The organism is Comamonas sp. w2-DMI, assembly GCF_040187735.1.
Lineage (GTDB): Bacteria > Pseudomonadota > Gammaproteobacteria > Burkholderiales > Burkholderiaceae_C > Comamonas > Comamonas terrae.
Genome location: NZ_JBANEL010000014.1, coordinates 71,069 through 87,620 on the forward strand (window position 1 = coordinate 71,069; position 16,552 = coordinate 87,620).

General features: G+C 62.1%; 12 protein-coding genes. 6 read left to right on the forward strand and 6 right to left on the reverse strand.

What is annotated here, in order from left to right; all coding sequences use genetic code 11:
- Positions 1-60: 60 nt before the first annotated feature.
- From V8Z74_RS15525 to V8Z74_RS15540, 4 genes are all read right to left on the reverse strand, one after another.
- Positions 61-2,043, reverse strand: coding sequence for a S9 family peptidase (locus V8Z74_RS15525; protein WP_349710032.1), 1,983 nt, complete (start codon positions 2,041-2,043; stop codon positions 61-63).
- A gap of 324 nt (positions 2,044-2,367) precedes the next feature.
- Positions 2,368-4,455, reverse strand: coding sequence for a catalase (locus tag V8Z74_RS15530; RefSeq protein ID WP_502879557.1), 2,088 nt, complete (start codon positions 4,453-4,455; stop codon positions 2,368-2,370).
- A 96-nt stretch (positions 4,456-4,551) separates the two neighbouring features.
- Positions 4,552-5,511 (reverse strand): non-homologous end joining protein Ku, encoded by a 960-nt coding sequence (gene ku / locus V8Z74_RS15535; protein WP_349710034.1) that lies wholly within the window; start codon positions 5,509-5,511, stop codon positions 4,552-4,554.
- Positions 5,512-5,940: 429 nt separating this feature from the next.
- Complete coding sequence (locus V8Z74_RS15540; RefSeq protein ID WP_349710035.1) at positions 5,941-6,198, reverse strand: hypothetical protein; 258 nt, start codon at positions 6,196-6,198, stop codon at positions 5,941-5,943.
- A 145-nt stretch (positions 6,199-6,343) separates the two neighbouring features.
- On the opposite strand from V8Z74_RS15540, the gene V8Z74_RS15545 reads away from it, so the two are divergent.
- Positions 6,344-6,658: a plasmid stabilization protein gene (locus V8Z74_RS15545; protein WP_083526678.1), complete on the forward strand. Its 315-nt coding sequence runs from the start codon at positions 6,344-6,346 to the stop codon at positions 6,656-6,658.
- Between the two features lie 157 nt (positions 6,659-6,815).
- Here V8Z74_RS15545 and V8Z74_RS15550 read toward each other — a convergent pair whose 3' ends face one another.
- The gene (locus V8Z74_RS15550; protein ID WP_157082031.1) at positions 6,816-6,974 is read right to left on the reverse strand and encodes a hypothetical protein; all 159 of its coding nucleotides are present in this window, start codon (positions 6,972-6,974) and stop codon (positions 6,816-6,818) included.
- 466 nt (positions 6,975-7,440) lie between these two features.
- Between V8Z74_RS15550 and V8Z74_RS15555 the strand changes: the two genes are divergently transcribed.
- Both V8Z74_RS15555 and V8Z74_RS15560 read left to right on the forward strand, forming a co-directional pair.
- Complete coding sequence (locus tag V8Z74_RS15555) at positions 7,441-7,797, forward strand: PRC-barrel domain-containing protein (RefSeq protein ID WP_349710036.1); 357 nt, start codon at positions 7,441-7,443, stop codon at positions 7,795-7,797.
- A gap of 234 nt (positions 7,798-8,031) precedes the next feature.
- Positions 8,032-9,312, forward strand: a complete 1,281-nt coding sequence (locus V8Z74_RS15560) for an NAD(P)/FAD-dependent oxidoreductase (RefSeq protein ID WP_349710037.1) — start codon at positions 8,032-8,034, stop codon at positions 9,310-9,312.
- On the opposite strand, the gene V8Z74_RS15565 is transcribed toward V8Z74_RS15560, so the two are convergent.
- Positions 9,313-10,545, reverse strand: a complete 1,233-nt coding sequence (locus V8Z74_RS15565) for a helix-turn-helix domain-containing protein (RefSeq protein ID WP_349710038.1) — start codon at positions 10,543-10,545, stop codon at positions 9,313-9,315.
- 146 nt (positions 10,546-10,691) lie between these two features.
- Between V8Z74_RS15565 and V8Z74_RS15570 the strand changes: the two genes are divergently transcribed.
- The 3 genes from V8Z74_RS15570 to V8Z74_RS15580 all read left to right on the forward strand — a co-directional run bounded on the left by V8Z74_RS15570 (position 10,692) and on the right by V8Z74_RS15580 (position 16,482).
- Positions 10,692-12,791, forward strand: a complete 2,100-nt coding sequence (locus V8Z74_RS15570; protein ID WP_349710039.1) for a PQQ-dependent dehydrogenase, methanol/ethanol family — start codon at positions 10,692-10,694, stop codon at positions 12,789-12,791.
- Between the two features lie 85 nt (positions 12,792-12,876).
- On the forward strand, positions 12,877-14,316 hold the full coding sequence (locus V8Z74_RS15575; RefSeq protein WP_349710041.1) for an aldehyde dehydrogenase family protein: 1,440 nt from the start codon (positions 12,877-12,879) through the stop codon (positions 14,314-14,316).
- 33 nt (positions 14,317-14,349) lie between these two features.
- Positions 14,350-16,482, forward strand: coding sequence for a TonB-dependent receptor family protein (locus V8Z74_RS15580; protein WP_349710042.1), 2,133 nt, complete (start codon positions 14,350-14,352; stop codon positions 16,480-16,482).
- Positions 16,483-16,552: the final 70 nt, after the last annotated feature.

A 16,552-nucleotide genomic window follows, 5' to 3' on the forward strand; every position in this document is an offset into this window, starting at 1 on the left:
ATTCGGCCATATGGCGCATGACCGAGTGCATCATGTATTGCAGCAGGGCAGTGGTTTGGGCTATTTGTCGGTGACCCATTTTTCCAGCCACTGCAGTATTCTCTGCAGCGCATCCACGCGATGTGCAGGCTTGCCGCTGACGGCAAAAGAATGATCTCCCCCGGGGTACAGAACCATCTCTGTGGGGGTGTCGGTGGTGTATCTGAGCTTGACAAACAATTCTTCCGTTTGGGCTCGCGGGCAGCGCTCGTCCTCCATGCCCTGCAGGAACAGGGTGGGAGTTTTCGCCTTGTCTATGCTGCTGGCAGGTGACAATTTATGGAAGATATGGTGGCTCTCCTCTTCATCCACTTCCATCGAATAAGTGTCTGCGTAATAGCCGCTATCCGAAGTCCCGAAGTGGGATTCGAGGTTTGCCACAGGAGCGCTGACAATGGCAGCCTTGAACCTGTCCGAATGGCCTATTGCATAGGCCGCCATGTAGCCGCCATATGAATTGCCGATGATTGCCGCTTCCCTGGCAATGCCTTGCTGCTGCAGTTGGCCGAGTGCACCAAGGTGTTGGGGCAAATCGAGTTCCCCCCATTTCCCGCGCAGACGCTCCGAGAAATCTCGTCCGTAACTGCTGGAGCCCACGGCATTCAATGCAAGCACTGTCCAGCCGCGCGAGCAAAGGATCTGCCAATAGGCATGGGAGGAAAATTGGAAATCCACATAGCTTGCAGGTCCTCCGTGGATATCGATCAACAGAGGCCTCGCTTTTTCAAGCCCGTCGCCATCCCGCAGCGCAAGCAACCAGCCATCTATCTTCTCGATGCTGCCGCCGCCGGCAGGCACGTCAAAAACACGATGCTCTGCATGGAGCCTGTCTCGCTCTTGCCACCACGGGTTGAAGTGCGACAACTGTGTTTCTTCTTCCTGCCCGTCCCATCTTCTGCAGTAGAGTTCCTGCGCGGATACCAGGTCTTCACTGCTGTAGACGAGAAAGTCATTGGCAGCCAATATCCCAACTTGCCGCTCTCCCTGCGCGAGCGGCCGGGTCTTTACCGTAGGAACGGATATTTCAACCACGCTTTGCAGTCCGCGGATGGCCTGTATGAATGCGACGGCAGTGCTGTCCTTTTTCCAGTGAAGCTCTCCGGCCACGACTTCAATGGACTCGTCACCCAGGGGCCTGACCTGCCTGCCGTCCATGTCGATGAGCCACAGCCGCATCTGGGCATCGCCGTCTGCCTGCGCTCCTGCAAACACTATCCATTTGCCGTCCGGAGACCAGCTGGGCGAGGAGCAGTTATTCTGCCCGGAGCTCAGGCGCATGCATTGCGCAGGCTTGTCGCCTTCCAGGTCCAGCAGCCATATATCCGTGCAATGCTGCTGGCCTTCCTCTTCCCTGGTTCTGCAAAAGCATAGGCGCTTGCCATCGGGTGCCCAGGCTGCGGAATGGACATTGAAGTCGCCGGCCGTCAGCTGCCTGGGTTTTCCCTCCGCCGCGTCCAGCATGAACAGATGGGTTCGCGCATCGAGCAGATAGCCCGTGCCATTCATCTTGTAGGGCAGTCTCCAGCATAGATGGGGAGCATCGGCCTTGCGCGCAGGCGCATCGGCGCCATCCCAGCGCATGCAACCTTCCTTTCGCCGGTCCGGATCCACCGTGACGCTGGCCAGCACCAGCAGGCGATCGCCTTGCGGCCGCCACCAGACCTCGGAGGCGCCGCCTGCCAGGTGGCCGAGCTGACGTGCTTCTCCGCCATCCATGGGGAGAATGTGGACTTGCGAGGTTCCATCCCCGGCGCGATCCGACAGAAATGCCAATTGGCTACCGTCATGCGAATAGCGCGGCGATATATCCATGTGAGAGCCAAAGGTCAGCTGGCGTGGATGCTTGCCGTTCAAGGAAAATTCCCAGAGCGTGGAGAAATAGCCATCGGATTCGGTGTCGATCGCCTTGACGGCGCATACCGCGATTTCCTTTTCAACATTTACGTTGATGGCGGTAATGATTTTCTCCAGTTCGATATCCTGGGGCACAAAGTTTTTTGGCATGGAATTTTCCCTGTAACCCTACCGAACTGGCAAATTCCGTTCCATTATTTTCTTGAAGACTTGGCATGCTGAAAGCTCGCATTGCCGGCGATAGGCTGGAAGAGGGGGCTTTGAAGGGGACATTGCCGCCCTGCAGCTTTTGCAGTGGCGGCGGCCGGATAGGCAGGAGGGAAGGACGCTGCGCCATAAAAGCCGGCGTGCCTTTGCCAAGTCGAAGCCGGCAGTCCAGCGGATTTGTCTCCATGGAAAATCCGTCTCTGGAGTGGAGCGGCATCACATTCGACAGCGAATGGTTTAGGAAACAAATACAGGTCTCGGACCACCTCAGGCAAGAGAGCGCACCGATGGCTCGCGGCTCCAGAACCGGGTTTTAGCGCCTTCGAGGAAGGCATCGGTATCGTCGATGGAAAAAACGCCTTCATCGGAAGTGATGCCTGCCTTTGCCATGAGGGCCTGCGTTGCTTCGCAGGCCGCGATGGCTTTCAAATGGACGAAGGCATCCCTGAACCAGGCTTGTGCATCGGCGTCCATGCACAGCCTTTCTGCGGATTCCGGTGTCAGCACGGCGACCACGGCGTCGAATTGCGCCGATGGACTGCCTGCCAGATGGCCGTGGGCGGCAAGCAGGCTGCCGTCATCCAGTCTCGCTCCTGCGATCTTCGGTGCAACGATCCTGACCATGGCTTTTTCCGCCTGCAGTGCCCCGCGGAGCTTTGCAATGGCATGCGCGTTCGATCCATCGTCGGCGAGGATTGCCACGCAACGCCCTTCCAATGTGTGCTTCATGCGTCCGATGAGCGTGGAGGCGGGGCTCGGATCGAGGTTCAGTACCGGCATTGCAGGCTCCGCCGGCCGTGGCAGCGGGCTGATCCCCAGTCCCTGAGCGACGCGTTTGCCGAGGTCCTCGTCGATCACCAGCAGATGGCTCACCATGGCCATACGCACGTGGGCGGTTTCGACCTTGGAAAGCTCGAAAACCAGAGCGCTGGCGAGATGGGATTGCTCGACGGTGTCCTGGCTTCGATAAAACATCCGGGCCTGGCTGTAGTGATCGGCAAAGCTTTCAGGGCGCAGGCGCCCTTTGGTTCCCGCAGGAGCGGCCTGCGCGAAATGCCTGAATCCGGTGGCCCTGCAGGCACGAGGGCTGTCCGCCTGCAGGCTCGAAGGCTCGTAGGCCACCCGTCCATGCGGTCGCTGCGTCTGCATGTGGCCATCGCGTTGGTTGTTCGCAAAAGGGCACTGCGGCGCGTTGATGGGCAACTGCGCGAAATTGGGACCGCCCAGGCGCAGGAGCTGCGTATCCAGATAGGAAAACAGGCGGCCCTGCAAGAGCGGGTCGTTGGTGAAATCGATGCCCGGTGGAACATTGGCGGGGCAGAAAGCCACCTGCTCGGTTTCGGCAAAGAAGTTGTCGGGCCAGGGATCCAGCACCATCTGGCCGATACGCCGCAACGCAATGAGCTCTTCAGGAATGATCTTGGTAGGGTCGAGATGGTCGAAAGGCAGGATCTGCGCCTGTTCCTCGGTGAACAACTGCACGCAAAGATCCCAGGCAGGAAAGGCACCGGCTTCGATGGCTTCGAACAGGTCGCGCCGGTGATAGTCATTGTCGGCCGCCTGGAGCTTGAGCGCTTCGTCCCAGACTGTCGATTGGATTCCCAGGGCCGGGCGCCAATGGAACTTCACATAGGTGCTCCTGCCTTCCGCATTGACCAGCCGAAAGCTATGGATGCCGAAGCCTTCCATCATGCGCAGACTGCGCGGCAGGGTGCGATCGCTCATGATCCACATCACCATGTGCATGGACTCCGGCCTCAGCGAAATAAAGTCCCAGAAAGTGTCATGCGCGGTTGCGGCCTGCGGAAAAGCCCGGTCGGGTTCCATCTTCAGCGCATGCACCAGGTCCGGGAACTTCATCGCATCCTGTATGAAGAACACGGGAATGTTGTTTCCCACCAGGTCCCAGTTGCCCTCTTCGGTATAGAACTTGACCGCAAAGCCGCGCACGTCCCGTGGCGTATCCACGGATCCCGCACCGCCTGCCACCGTGGAGAACCTGGCAAAGACCGGTATCCTCCTGCCGGTTTCCGTCAGTACCTTGGCCGTGGTGAAGCCGGACAGAGAGTCCGTCAACACGAAATATCCGTGAGCTGCAGAGCCTCTGGCGTGTACGACGCGTTCGGGAATGCGCTCGTGGTCGAAATGCGTGATCTTTTCCCGCAGGATGAAGTCTTCCAGAAGGGTGGCGCCATGTTTGGCGTCTGCAAGTGAGTTCTGGTTGTCGGCAACCACTATCCCCTGCTGTGTCGTCAGCGGTGGATGGCTTGCCTGGGCTTGCTGCTGTGGCTCTCCACCTGCGCCGATATTGTCATTTCCATCAAATGTTTCACGGATCGCATGGGGCATGGGCATCTCCTTCGATAGCGTGGCCGAAGCGGTTGAGGACGATCAAGCCACCGGGCAATCCGACTGCCAGCAGCTCATTGCAGCGGACATGAGGCGCTCTCTTCAGTGGAACTTTCCCTGCGCCGCGGTGGCGGCATTGGATGAGTGCCTGCGGGCGCCCTGCGAGGCCTTGTTCCTTGGAGCACGGGACGGCATGTTCTCTTCCTGCCGCGAAACGGACTTGCGCGGTCTTTCATTTCGCCCGAGCAGGCTTCTTTCCAGCAGGGTGGTGAGATCCATCACCTCGGAACCGCTCCGGGAAGGCAGTACGTTCGGTTCGTGCCTGAGGGCCTGGGCGTCCCTGGCCTGGATCTTGGTTTCCAGCAGGCGATGTATTTCGTCTTGGAACGAGTTCCTGAACTGGTCGGCATCCCAGGGCTGCGTCATTTCATTGATCAATGCCAGGGCCATTCGGATTTCCGACGCCTTGATGCCTGCGTCCCTGGGGTCCAGGGGCGGAAGGTTCAACGCCTCGAAAGGACGGATTTCTCCGCCCCAGCGCAGAAGATTGAGGATGAGTGCCCTGCCGCAGGGAATGAGCAAAGCCAGGTGCTGCTTGGTCTGGATGACGATTCTGGATATGCCCACCTTGTTGCTTTTCTTGAGGGCCTCCCTGAGCAAGGCATAGGTTTTTTCCCCGCCATTCAAAGGCGCTGTGTAGTAAGGCTTTTCCAGGTAGATAAAGGGAATTTCGTCGACATCTATGAACGCCTCTATCTCTATCGCTCGGGTGAGCTTGGGAAATGCGGCCATGATCTCCTCTTCGGTAAGGACCACGTACTTGCCGTTCTCATACTCCACACCCTTCACAATTTCCGAAGGTTTCAGCTCTTCCCCAGTGGCCTTGTTGATCCGCTTGTAGCCAACCGGCTGCAAGGTTCTTTTGTCCAGCCAGTTGAAATCGGTATCGGAGCTGGATGTGGCGGAATATAAGCCGATGGGTATATGGACCAAGCCAAAATTTACAGCACCTTTCCAAACGGCGCGGGTGGAAGAATAGTTTGATCGGGTGTTCTGAGCCATGGTCTATTCCTGTAAAGATCGGCCCGTCGGCAGGCCGGACCGGTTATTTCATTGATTTTTCCAGGTGGTTATTTCATGGGAAAATGGAAAGCAGCCATGGATCAATCCCGGAGCTAATATGCAAATAAGCGTCGATGGAATAAAAACCATGATCTGATCCAAGATGCATACCGTGCTTTTCTGTATACCTAGGAGGGTTTATGAATAAGCATATATGCAAGCGCCAAAATTAGACCTATCAATATCAAGAACATCCAGAGATTCCGGTATGTGCGCTTGCTCCTGGAGTGGAATATGGAGATAGCGTCGGCCGCTGCACAGGGAAAGGCTTCTGCAGTCGTTCGATAGTAGCGTACGTGCGGCTCGGGATTGAAATACTCATCAGGCGTTACGCGTTGCATAGCATCTCCAGGATAAATATCAGCGGAATCAATGTGCCGAAAGAATATCAATGGGCCACCCACGATGTTTGAGAATTCTGGTTGGATCCGAGGCAAGTGTCGTTCCTGGAATATTGCAAAATTTCTGCTGGGTAAAAAAATGAAACTGCAATTGCAATAAATGCCGCTTCTTTTGCTGAAAATAATTCAACGAAACCATTTTCCGGCCTGCAGCTGCATCTGCCACAACCAATGCAGCACATTTGCAGGCCTGAATTGCATACTGTTGTATTTGCAGACAGACCATGCCCTGTGATTTGGTTATATTGCAGAGGTCAGCGACCCAATGAAATATTGCAAGCTGTTTGTGTCGGCACAACCTGGTAGCCAGGGGCCGGGTTTCTCATGCCCAGATTCATGCCTGCACCAATTCGAACGAGAAAGGAAGAACAATGCCTCGAGGTGACAAATCCGCTTATACCGACAAGCAAAAGCGCCAAGCCCGGCACATCGAAGACAGCTATGAAGATCGGGGTGTCAGCCATGAAGAGGCTGAAAGGCGGGCCTGGGCTACGGTCAACAAGGAAACCGGCGGAGGAAAGAAGTCCGGCTCGGGACGGGGCCATTCCGTGGACCATTCGCCGTCCCGCAAAGGTGGAAAACTGGGCGGCGCCGCGTCGGCATCGCGGCCGGCACAGGAGCGTTCGGCATCTGCAAAGAAAGCCGCTGCCACACGCAAGAAAAATGCAGAGGCTGCCAAGAAGTGAGCGGGCCACAGCCCATTGTCTGCCCGAATTGCATTCGTCTCATATGAATGCCCGCAATGTGCGGGCAGGAAGAAAGAAGAGCCGGTGCCCCGGGGCTGAGGCGTGTCTGGTAAGTGGTGTTGGGTGGCGTGCAATCCAGACCCGGCTGAAAACCGGTTTAAAGCAGGGGATCTGTCAAATAGGCAAGGCCCAGCGTAATTGCACCTATTTCAGACCAGACAAAAAGCATCAAAAGAAGAAATGAAGCAGTATCTTTGACATGAAGCTTGCTGTAGATGAATTTTGTAAATTTTTCTGCAAGAATTACATAGATCATGTAACTGCTCCGGTATGAATGGTTTGTTCTAAGGAAAAAATATGCCGATCGGCGTTTGGCGAAGATAAATTAAGCAAGAAGGGTGCCAGAAAGACTGGTTCCCGTCGGGAACGCCACATGCCGCAGATTTTCCATGAAAGACCAAGACAAATCCCGTAATCAGACGCCTCGCCCTGGCATACCGTCGCTGTTTCCCAAGCGTGGAATCCTGTGGGCGCTGGCGATTGTTCTCATCATCTGGCTTGTCATCATGTTCCCTCCCTGGTAAATGCGGAGGGCAACGGGTTGTTTTATTTTCGCATTGCCGTAGCTAAAAGCATTCCGGCATTGAAAATTGCAAACCCATAAAATCCTGCCTGGAATTGCTTTAAGCTCAAGGTTGCGAAAAAATCCCATGGATTGGGAGAAACGGGAATGGCTTTTCAATTCAGGTGAAGGCCGGTGAATACAATGTGTGGAGAAAGGTATGGATGCCTGGGCGACCGAAAGCAATATTGTGTCCTTCGATAAAGTGAGCGGCACAAACGTCTACGATTGCCTGGGCGAAAAGCTGGGCACCATCGATTCATTGATGATCGACAGATTTTCCGGAAAGGTGCGGTATGCCGTACTGGAGTCCGGCGGGATTTTGGGCATGGGCGCCGACCGTTATCCGCTGCCCTGGGAATCCTTGAGCTACGAGCCCAGCAAAGGCGGCTATGTGGCACATCTCACCAGAGAGCAGATTGAAAATGCCCCCAGGTACGAAAGCGGAACGGCCAAGGAATATACGAACGAATACGGGCGTAGCATTAGCGATTATTATGGAGTGCCATATTTCTGATGGCTGTCCTGGCGAGGTGCTAGCCATGGGAGCAAGGCCTGCCAATGCAGGCTTTTGCTTTCTGCCGCGGCAGTTGCTGGCGGCCAGGGTCTGAGCAGTGCCGCAGCAGGGGCGCCCGCAGCAGGCGGGCTGCCCGATAAAGCCGCCGTTATAGACATATTTCGGTGCGCCCGGTACTTGCAAGGGGCAGCGGCCGCTAAACTGATTTCAGTCAAAAGTGGAAAGGCGGTGGTTGTGCATTTCGATATCGTGATCGTCGGCGGAGGGGCCGGAGGCCTGGAGCTTGCAGCCCGGCTGGGCCGCCAGCTGGGAAGCGGGCAGGGCCGCGAGCGTGTGCTGCTCATCGACAAGTTTCCATTCCATATCTGGAAACCGACACTGCATGAGGTGGCTGCCGGCACGCTGGATGCGCATCAGGAAGGACTGTCCTATACGGTGCTGGCAAGGCGCAACCATTTCAGCTTCACGATGGGGGAGTTATGTGCCCTGGATACGCAGCGCAAGACCGTCACGCTGGAGGCCATCCATGGCGCGCAGGACGAGGAAATCGTTCCGTCCCGCACCGTGAGCTTCAAGCGCCTGGTGCTGGCGCTGGGCAGCGGCTCGAATTCGTTCGGTACGCCGGGCATCGAGCATGCCTACCTGCTCGAGAACGTGCGCGATGCGCAGCGCTTCCATTCCGACTGGCTGAGCGCCAGTGCACGCGCCTCGTTCTCGAATGAGCGCAGCCTCTCCATCGCCATCGTGGGCGCCGGAGCCACCGGCGTGGAGCTGTCGGCGGAGCTGCTGGAAGCCCATGCGGTTCTGCTCGACAGCCTGGGCAGCGCCCAGCGCTTCAGGCTCGATATTTCCCTGGTGGAAGGCGGGGACCGCATCCTGGGCGGTTTGCCGCCGCGCATCTCGGAGCAGGCCATGCTGGCGCTGCGGCGAAAGCAGGTCAACGTGCTCACCGGCACGCGCGTGCAGGAGCTGCGCAAGGGCGTGCTGGTCACTTCCGCGGGCGAGATCCATGCCGACATGATCGTCTGGGCCGCGGGCATCAAGGCGGCGGACAGCAATGCCAGGCTGGGCCTGGAAACCAATCGGCTCAACCAGTTTGTCGTGGACACGCATCTGCGCACTTCGGTGCCCGAGATCTATGCCATGGGCGATTGCGCCGCCTGTCCCTGGGGCGAGGACAAGCTCGTTCCCGCACGGGCCCAGGCTGCCCACCAGCAGGCGGCCTATCTGGCCAAGGTGTTCCTGGCCATGCTGCGCGAGAGCGACGTGCGCGAGCCCTTTGTCTACCAGGACCTGGGTTCGCTCGTCTCGCTGGGCGACAACAAGGGCGTGGGCAATTTGATGGGCGGGCTGGCCGGCAAGAACTTCTTCGTGGAAGGACTGATGGCCAAGTGGATGTACATGTCGCTGCACCTGATGCACCACCGCGCCATCCTGGGCCTTGGCAAGACCGTGCTGCTGGCCCTGGCCCGGCTGCTGCAGCAGCGCGTATCCGGCCGGCTCAAGCTGCACTGATCATTGCATCTGCTTCCAGCTGCGCAGCAGGCGATACAGCGTCCCGCGCGAGATGCGCAGCTGCCGGGCTGCCTGGGAGATATTTCCGCCATGGGCGGCCAGCGTGGCCTCGACCAGCCTGCGGTTGTGCTCGCGCAGCGTGGGCTGGCAGGCTGCATCTTCCGCGTCCATCCCCGCCTCTTCGGCGGCTGCTTCGGGCGGACGCGGTGCCAGCACGGCCGGCTGCGCCGCACCTGCGGCTTCTTCCTCGGCCAGCAGGGCATGTGCTCCACAGGCCTGCAGCCGCGCCTGTGCCCAGACGCCAAGACCGCTGGCCAGCCTGAGGAACCGGGGTGCCGCGGCAGCGCTCAGGTGCAGCAACTGCTGCAGGCTGTGGCCGAACAGGCTTTCCACCTCGCGCGATGCGGCGTCGGCCGGCAGCAGGCCCACGATGCGGGCGCCTGCGTCATTGAGCCAGGCGACGTGGCCATCGGAGGCAATGCCGGCCAATCCCTGCAAAGGCGTCTCCAGCAGCGCGGGATGGAGCTGGAAGCGCAGTATCAGATGCTCCTGCGACTGCGCCTGCAGCAATGCGTTCTCGATCACGGTGGCATGCATGCCCACCATCTGGCCGGCGTCGAAGCCGAAGGGGCGGGCCAGCGTGGTGAGGTCGAGCACACCGACCACCTTGCCGCGCACGTCGCGGATGGGTGCGGCCGCACATTGCAGCAGACGCAGTTCGTCGAAGTAGTGCTCGCCACCCAGGACCGTGCAGGCCTGGCCGGTGGCAGCCACAATGCCAGGTGCCGTGGTGCCGGCAATGCGTTCGCCGATATTGGAGCCGGGCTGTCCCATATGGCGCGACAGCATTTCCGGGGCGGATGACTGCGGCACGGGGCTCAGATAGAGCGCCACGCCGTCGCCGTCGGTCAGCAGCACGCGCACATCGGCGCCCGCCAGCGCCTGCTCCATGGCCGCGATTTCGTGTTGCGCGACCTGGAGCAGGCCCCGGCTGCGCTCCTGCGTGGCATGCAGGCGGCTGCGGGTGACCGGCGCGAACGCCACCTGGCGCTGCGGATCGGGATGCACGCGGCGGCAGCGCATCCAGGACTGGATCACGGCTTCGCTCACCAGCCCAGAGGGGCGCATGCCTTCCTCGAAAAACTGGCGCCTCGCGATTTCGACCCGCTCTGTGGCCGAGGTTGAAAACAATTGCCTGGGCGCATCTGCCGTACGCCATTTTCCAGGCCCCATGGGCATCTCCTCGGGGAACGACGACGGTCGAATGTGTTCCGAAACGGCACAACCGCTGCTTGGTGAAATCCCGAGCATGCAAAAAACAGGACGAGGCGGGATGCTCTGCAGTGCCAATTTGAACAAAGCAGAACCAGGAGACACCCATGAGCTTGCTTGGCAACAGACTCGCGTTCGGCGTTCTTTCGTGTGTGGTCGCGGCTGCAGCATCGGCCCAGGATACCGGCAGCCGCGCCGCGGCCAGCCGGCGCGTGGACCAGTCATTCGTCGTGAACAACGCTGCGGGAACGCCCGACTGGCCCGTTGTCGGCGTGGACTACGCCGAGACCCGCTACAGCCGGCTGGACCAGATCAACACCGCCAATGCCAAGGACCTGGGTCTGGCCTGGTCCTACAACCTGGAGTCCACGCGCGGCGTGGAGGCAACACCCGTGGTGGTGGATGGCGTGATGTATGTATCCGCCTCCTGGAGCGTGGTGCATGCCATCGATGCGCGCACCGGCCAGAAGCTGTGGACCTACGACCCCGGGGTGGATCGCAGCATCGGCTACCGGGGCTGCTGCGACGTCGTCAACCGGGGCGTGGCCTTGTGGAAGGGCAAGGTCTACGTGGGCGCCTACGACGGCCGCCTGATTGCGCTGGACGCCGCCACGGGCAAGGTGGTGTGGGAGCGCAACACCATCGAGGGGCAGAAGGGCTCGTACACCATCACCGGCGCGCCGCGTGTGTTCAAGGGCAAGGTCATCATCGGCAATGGCGGCGCCGAGTACGGGGTGCGCGGCTACCTCACGGCCTACGACGCCGAGACCGGCGAGCAGAAATGGCGCTGGTTCAGCGTGCCCGGCGATCCGTCCCGGCCTTTCGAGGACGAGTCCATGCGACGCGCGGCCAAGACCTGGGACCCCAGCGGCAAGTGGTGGGAGGCGGGCGGCGGCGGCACCATGTGGGACACCATGGCCTTCGACCCCGAACTCAACACCATGTACGTAGGCACCGGCAATGGCTCTCCCTGGGCCCACAAGAAGCGCAGCCCCAAGGGCGGCGACAACCTGTACCTGGCCTCCGTCGTGGCGCTGGACCCCGACACCGGCAAATACAAGTGGCATTACCAGGAAACCCCGGGCGACAACTGGGACTACACCTCCACGCAGCCCATGATCCTGGCCGACATCCGGATCGACGGAAAGCTGCGCAAGGTGATCCTGCATGCGCCCAAGAACGGGTTCTTCTTCGTCATCGACCGCACCAACGGCAAGTTCATCTCTGCCAGGAACTTCGTGCCGGTGAACTGGGCCAGCGGTTACGACAGGAACGGCCGGCCCATGGAGATCGCCGCGGCGCGCGACGGCAGCAAGCCCTATGACGCGATTCCCGGCCCCTATGGCGCGCACAACTGGCATCCGATGTCCTTCAATCCCAAGACCGGCCTGGTGTACCTGCCGGCCCAGAACGTGCCCGTCAACCTGATGGACGACAAGAACTGGAAGTTCAACGAGGTCGGGCCGGGCAAGCCCCAGTCCGGCACCGGCTGGAACACGGGCAAGTTCTTCAATGCCGAGCCGCCCAAGAGCAAGCCTTTCGGCCGCCTGCTGGCCTGGGATCCCGTCGCGCAGAAGGAGGTCTGGCGCGTGGAGCATGTCTCGCCGTGGAACGGCGGCACGCTCACCACGGCCGGCAATGTGGTGTTCCAGGGCACGGCCGACGGCCGGCTGGTGGCCTATGACGCCAGCAATGGCGACAAGCTCTGGGAGACGCCCACCGGCACCGGGGTGGTCGCCGCGCCCAGCACCTATATGGTGGACGGCAAGCAGTATGTCTCGGTCGCCGTGGGCTGGGGCGGCGTGTACGGCCTGGCGGCGCGGGCCACCGAGCGCCAGGGCCCGGGCACGGTCTACACCTTTGCCGTGGGCGGCACGGCCAAGATGCCGGAGTTCGTGGCCCAGCGCATGGGCAAGCTGCTGCAGGGCGTGAAGTACGACCCGGCCAAGGTCGAGGCGGGCACCGCGCTGTATGTGGCCAACTGCGTGTTCTGCCATGGCGTGCCGGGCGTGGACCGCGGCGGCAACATTCCCAACCTGGGCTATCTGGACGCCTCCTATATCGAGAACCTGGGCAGCTTCGTCTTCAAGGGGCCGGCCATGGCGCGAGGCATGCCGGACTTCACGGGCAAGCTGTCCGCGGACGACGTCGAATCCCTCAAGGCCTTCATCCAGGGCACGGCCGACGCGATCCGGCCCAAGAACTGAAGCCGGCCCTCGTGCCGCCGCACAAGCCGGTGCGCCTTGCCAGCGCGCCGGCGATCCTGCCATCAAACGTCAAGGAAACCCGTACATGAAAGACCAGTTGCAGTTCTACATCGACGGCCAATGGGTGGACCCGGCCATTTCGCGCACCCTGGAGGTCGTCAATCCCTCCACCGAGCAACCCATTGCGCGCATCAGCCTGGGCTCGGCCGCCGACGTGGACCTGGCCGTGAAGGCCGCGCGGCGCGCTTTCGAAAGCTATTCGCAGACCCGCCGCGAAGAGCGCCTTGCCCTGCTGGCCAGGGTGCTGGAGGTCTACCAGCGCCGCTACGGCGACTTCGTGCAGACCATCTCGCAGGAGATGGGGGCGCCGCTGTGGCTGTCCAAGGCCGCGCAGGCCGCCACGGGCGTGGCGCACCTGGCGACCACCATCGAGGTGCTCAAGCAATTTTCCTTCGAGCATGTGCAGGGCACCACGGCCATCGTGCACGAGCCCGTGGGCGTGGTCGGCATGATCACGCCCTGGAACTGGCCCGTCAACCAGATCATGTGCAAGGTGGCGCCGGCCCTGGCGGCGGGCTGCACCATGGTGCTCAAGCCCTCGGAGATCGCGCCGCTCAATGCCATCCTCATGGCCGAGGTGCTGCACGAGGCGGGCGTGCCGCCCGGCGTGTTCAACCTCGTCAACGGCGACGGCCCCGGCGTGGGCGAAGCCCTGTCGGCCCACCCGGGCATCGACATGATGACTTTCACCGGCTCCACGCGCGCCGGCATTGCCGTGGCCAAGGCCGCGGCCGACAGCGTCAAGCGCGTGGCGCAGGAACTGGGCGGCAAGTCCGCCAACATCGTGCTCGAAGATGCCGACCTGCAAAAGGCGGTCACCCAGGGCGTGCAGGCCTGCTTCACCAACTCGGGCCAGAGCTGCAATGCGCCCACGCGCATGTTCGTGCCGCGCGCGCTGCACGCGCAGGCAGCGGCCATCGCCAAGGCCGTGGCGGGCGCCGTGACCGTGGCCGATGCTTCGGCCGAGGGCATGCACATGGGGCCCGTGGCCAGCGAAGCCCAGTTCCACAAGATCCAGGCCCTGATCCAGAAAGGGCTGGACGAGGGTGCCACGCTGGTGGCCGGCGGCACGGGCCGGCCCGAAGGGCTGGCCAAGGGCTATTTCGTCAGGCCCACGGTGTTTGCCGATGTGCGCAACGGCATGGCGATTGCCCGCGAGGAAATCTTCGGCCCGGTGCTGGTGATGATTCCCTATGACAGCGAGGAAGAAGCCATCCGCATGGCCAACGACACCGTCTACGGCCTGTCCGGCTATGTGCAGTCCGGCAGCCTGGAGCATGCACGCCGGGTAGCTTCGCGCCTGCGCACCGGCATGGTCCATCTCAATGGCGCGGGGCCGGACTTCGGCGCGCCCTTTGGTGGCTACCGGCAGTCGGGCAACGGCCGCGAGTGGGGCGAGCACGGCCTGCGAGAATTCCTGGAGGTCAAGGCCGTGATGGGCTATGGGATCAAGGAAAGGGAATGAACACAAGAGGCAAGCCGCGCAATGGCGAAACACATGAATGACCGGCCACCGCCTGGGTGCAGCAGCACGGCGCTGGCGCTGGCCGCCGGGCTTCTGGGGCTGCCAGGCATCGGCCTGGCGCAGGAGGCAGAGGCCCCCGGTCCGTTGCCCGAAGTGACGGTGCGCAGCACCTTGCTGGCATCGCCGCTGGAGCAGGCGCCTGCTTCCGTGACGGTGGTGGACGGCGCGCGGGTGCGCGACCGCCAGTGGCAGGTCAACCTGTCGGAATCCCTGGCGGCGGTGCCTGGCATGCTGCTGCAAAACCGCCAGAACTACGCGCAGGACCTGCAGCTGTCCATTCGCGGCCAGGGCGCGCGCTCCACCTTCGGCGTGCGCGGCATCCAGATCTATGTGGACGGAATTCCCGCCACCATGCCGGACGGCCAGGGCCAGACCAGCAACATCGACCTGGCCTCGGTGGAGCGCATCGAGGTGCTGCGCGGCCCGTATTCCGCGCTGTACGGCAATGCCTCGGGCGGCGTGATCAACATCTATACCGAGCGTGGCGAGGGCCGGCCCGAAGTGCACAGCAGCTTCACCGTCGGCAGCAACGGCCAGAAGCGCCTGGGCCTGAAAGCCAGCGGCGAGAGCCATGGCGTGGGCTATGTGGTCAGCGCCAGCCGCTACCTGACCGACGGCTACCGGCCCCAGAGCGCCGCCGACAAAAACCTCTTCAATGCCCGCCTGGACACGCAGCCCGATGAGGACAGTCACCTGACGCTGGTGGCCAGCCATACGGCGATAGACGCCAAGGACCCCGGCGGCGTCACGCCTGCCGAATGGCGGGCCGACCGCCGGGCCGTCGCGCAGGGGCCGCTGGACTACGACGCGCGCAAGAGCGTGAGCCAGACCCAGGCCGGCCTCGGCTACGAGCGGCGCATCGGCGGCGGCAGTGCCCTGCGCCTCATGGTCTATGCGGGCCGGCGCGAAACCATGCAATACCAGGCAACACCGGCCGCCGCGCAAAGGCCGGCCACCAGCGCCGGCGGCGTGATCGCGCTGCAACGCGACTATGGCGGGCTGGACCTGCGCTGGGCCGCGAGCCGCGAAACGTCGGCCGGCCGTTTCGAGCTGGCCACGGGCCTGGCGGCCAATATCACGCGGGAAGACCGGCAGGGCTACAACAATTTCATCGGCAGCCGGTACGGCGTGATGGGCGCGCTGCGCCGCGACGAGCGCAATACGCTGGGCAATATCGATCCCTATGTGCAGGCCTCCTGGGCCTTTGCACCGGCCTGGAAGATGCAGGCCGGGCTGCGCTGGAGCAATGTCAGCTTCGAATCGCACGACCGCTACATGGCGCCCGGCAACGGCGACGACAGCGGCAATGCCGCCTATCACCGCCTGCTGCCCGTGGTGTCGCTGCAGCATCAGCTGGACGAACGCACCCACGTCTATGCCTCGCTGGGCAGCGGGTTCGAGACGCCGACCTTCAATGAAATCTCCTACCGCCCGGCGGGCCTGCCGGGCCTGAACTTCGGCCTGCGGCCTGCCGTCTCGGCCAGCGCCGAAGCCGGCATCCGCCAGCGCTTCGAGGGCGAAAGCATGCGCGGACAATGGGCTGCCGCGCTGTTCCGGACCCGGACGCGGGACGAGATCGTTGCCGCGGAGAATGCCGGCGGCCGCGCCACCTACCAGAATGCCGGCCGGACCCGGCGCCAGGGCATGGAGCTCAGCGCCACGGCCTGGCTGACGCGGCAGTTCAAGCTCGAGGCGGCGCTGACGCTGCTCGATGCCCGGTTGCGCGATGGCTTTTGCGATGCCCGGGGCGGCTGCATCGCTGCAGGCCGGCGCATTGCCGGCACGGCGAGAAGCCAGGCCTACCTGGCCCTGGACTGGCGCCCGGCGCAGGGCTGGAGCCTGGGCCTGGACTGGCGCCAGGTGGGGCGCGTCGCCGCCAACGACGACAACAGCGTCCATGCGCCCGGCTATGGCGTGGCCGGCCTCAGCGTGGGCCATGCCATGCGCCTGGGAGCCTGGACGCTGAACGCCTTTGCGCGGCTGGACAACCTGGCCGACCGGAAATACGTGGGCTCGGTCATCGTCAACGAAGCCAATGGCCGCTACTACGAGGCCGCGCCGGGCCGGCAGTGGATGGCGGGCATGGACCTGGCGTACCAGTTCTGAGCGCCAGCTTGCGATCTCCCGGTCGCCGGCCGGCATTTGGCGCATGGCGCCGTGCTAGGCTGGGCGCTCT

Bases quoted from the DNA above. Each gene is read 5' to 3' on its own strand.
- V8Z74_RS15525 (WP_349710032.1), bottom strand. From the start codon at position 2,043: ATGCCAAAAAACTTTGTGCCCCAGGATATCGAACTGGAGAAAATCATT.
- V8Z74_RS15530 (WP_502879557.1), bottom strand. From the start codon at position 4,455: ATGCCCATGCCCCATGCGATCCGTGAAACATTTGATGGAAATGACAAT.
- ku (WP_349710034.1), bottom strand. From the start codon at position 5,511: ATGGCTCAGAACACCCGATCAAACTATTCTTCCACCCGCGCCGTTTGG.
- V8Z74_RS15540 (WP_349710035.1), bottom strand. From the start codon at position 6,198: ATGGTCTGTCTGCAAATACAACAGTATGCAATTCAGGCCTGCAAATGT.
- V8Z74_RS15545 (WP_083526678.1), top strand. From the start codon at position 6,344: ATGCCTCGAGGTGACAAATCCGCTTATACCGACAAGCAAAAGCGCCAA.
- V8Z74_RS15550 (WP_157082031.1), bottom strand. From the start codon at position 6,974: ATGATCTATGTAATTCTTGCAGAAAAATTTACAAAATTCATCTACAGC.
- V8Z74_RS15555 (WP_349710036.1), top strand. From the start codon at position 7,441: ATGGATGCCTGGGCGACCGAAAGCAATATTGTGTCCTTCGATAAAGTG.
- V8Z74_RS15565 (WP_349710038.1), bottom strand. From the start codon at position 10,545: ATGGGGCCTGGAAAATGGCGTACGGCAGATGCGCCCAGGCAATTGTTT.
- V8Z74_RS15570 (WP_349710039.1), top strand. From the start codon at position 10,692: ATGAGCTTGCTTGGCAACAGACTCGCGTTCGGCGTTCTTTCGTGTGTG.
- V8Z74_RS15575 (WP_349710041.1), top strand. From the start codon at position 12,877: ATGAAAGACCAGTTGCAGTTCTACATCGACGGCCAATGGGTGGACCCG.
- V8Z74_RS15580 (WP_349710042.1), top strand. From the start codon at position 14,350: ATGAATGACCGGCCACCGCCTGGGTGCAGCAGCACGGCGCTGGCGCTG.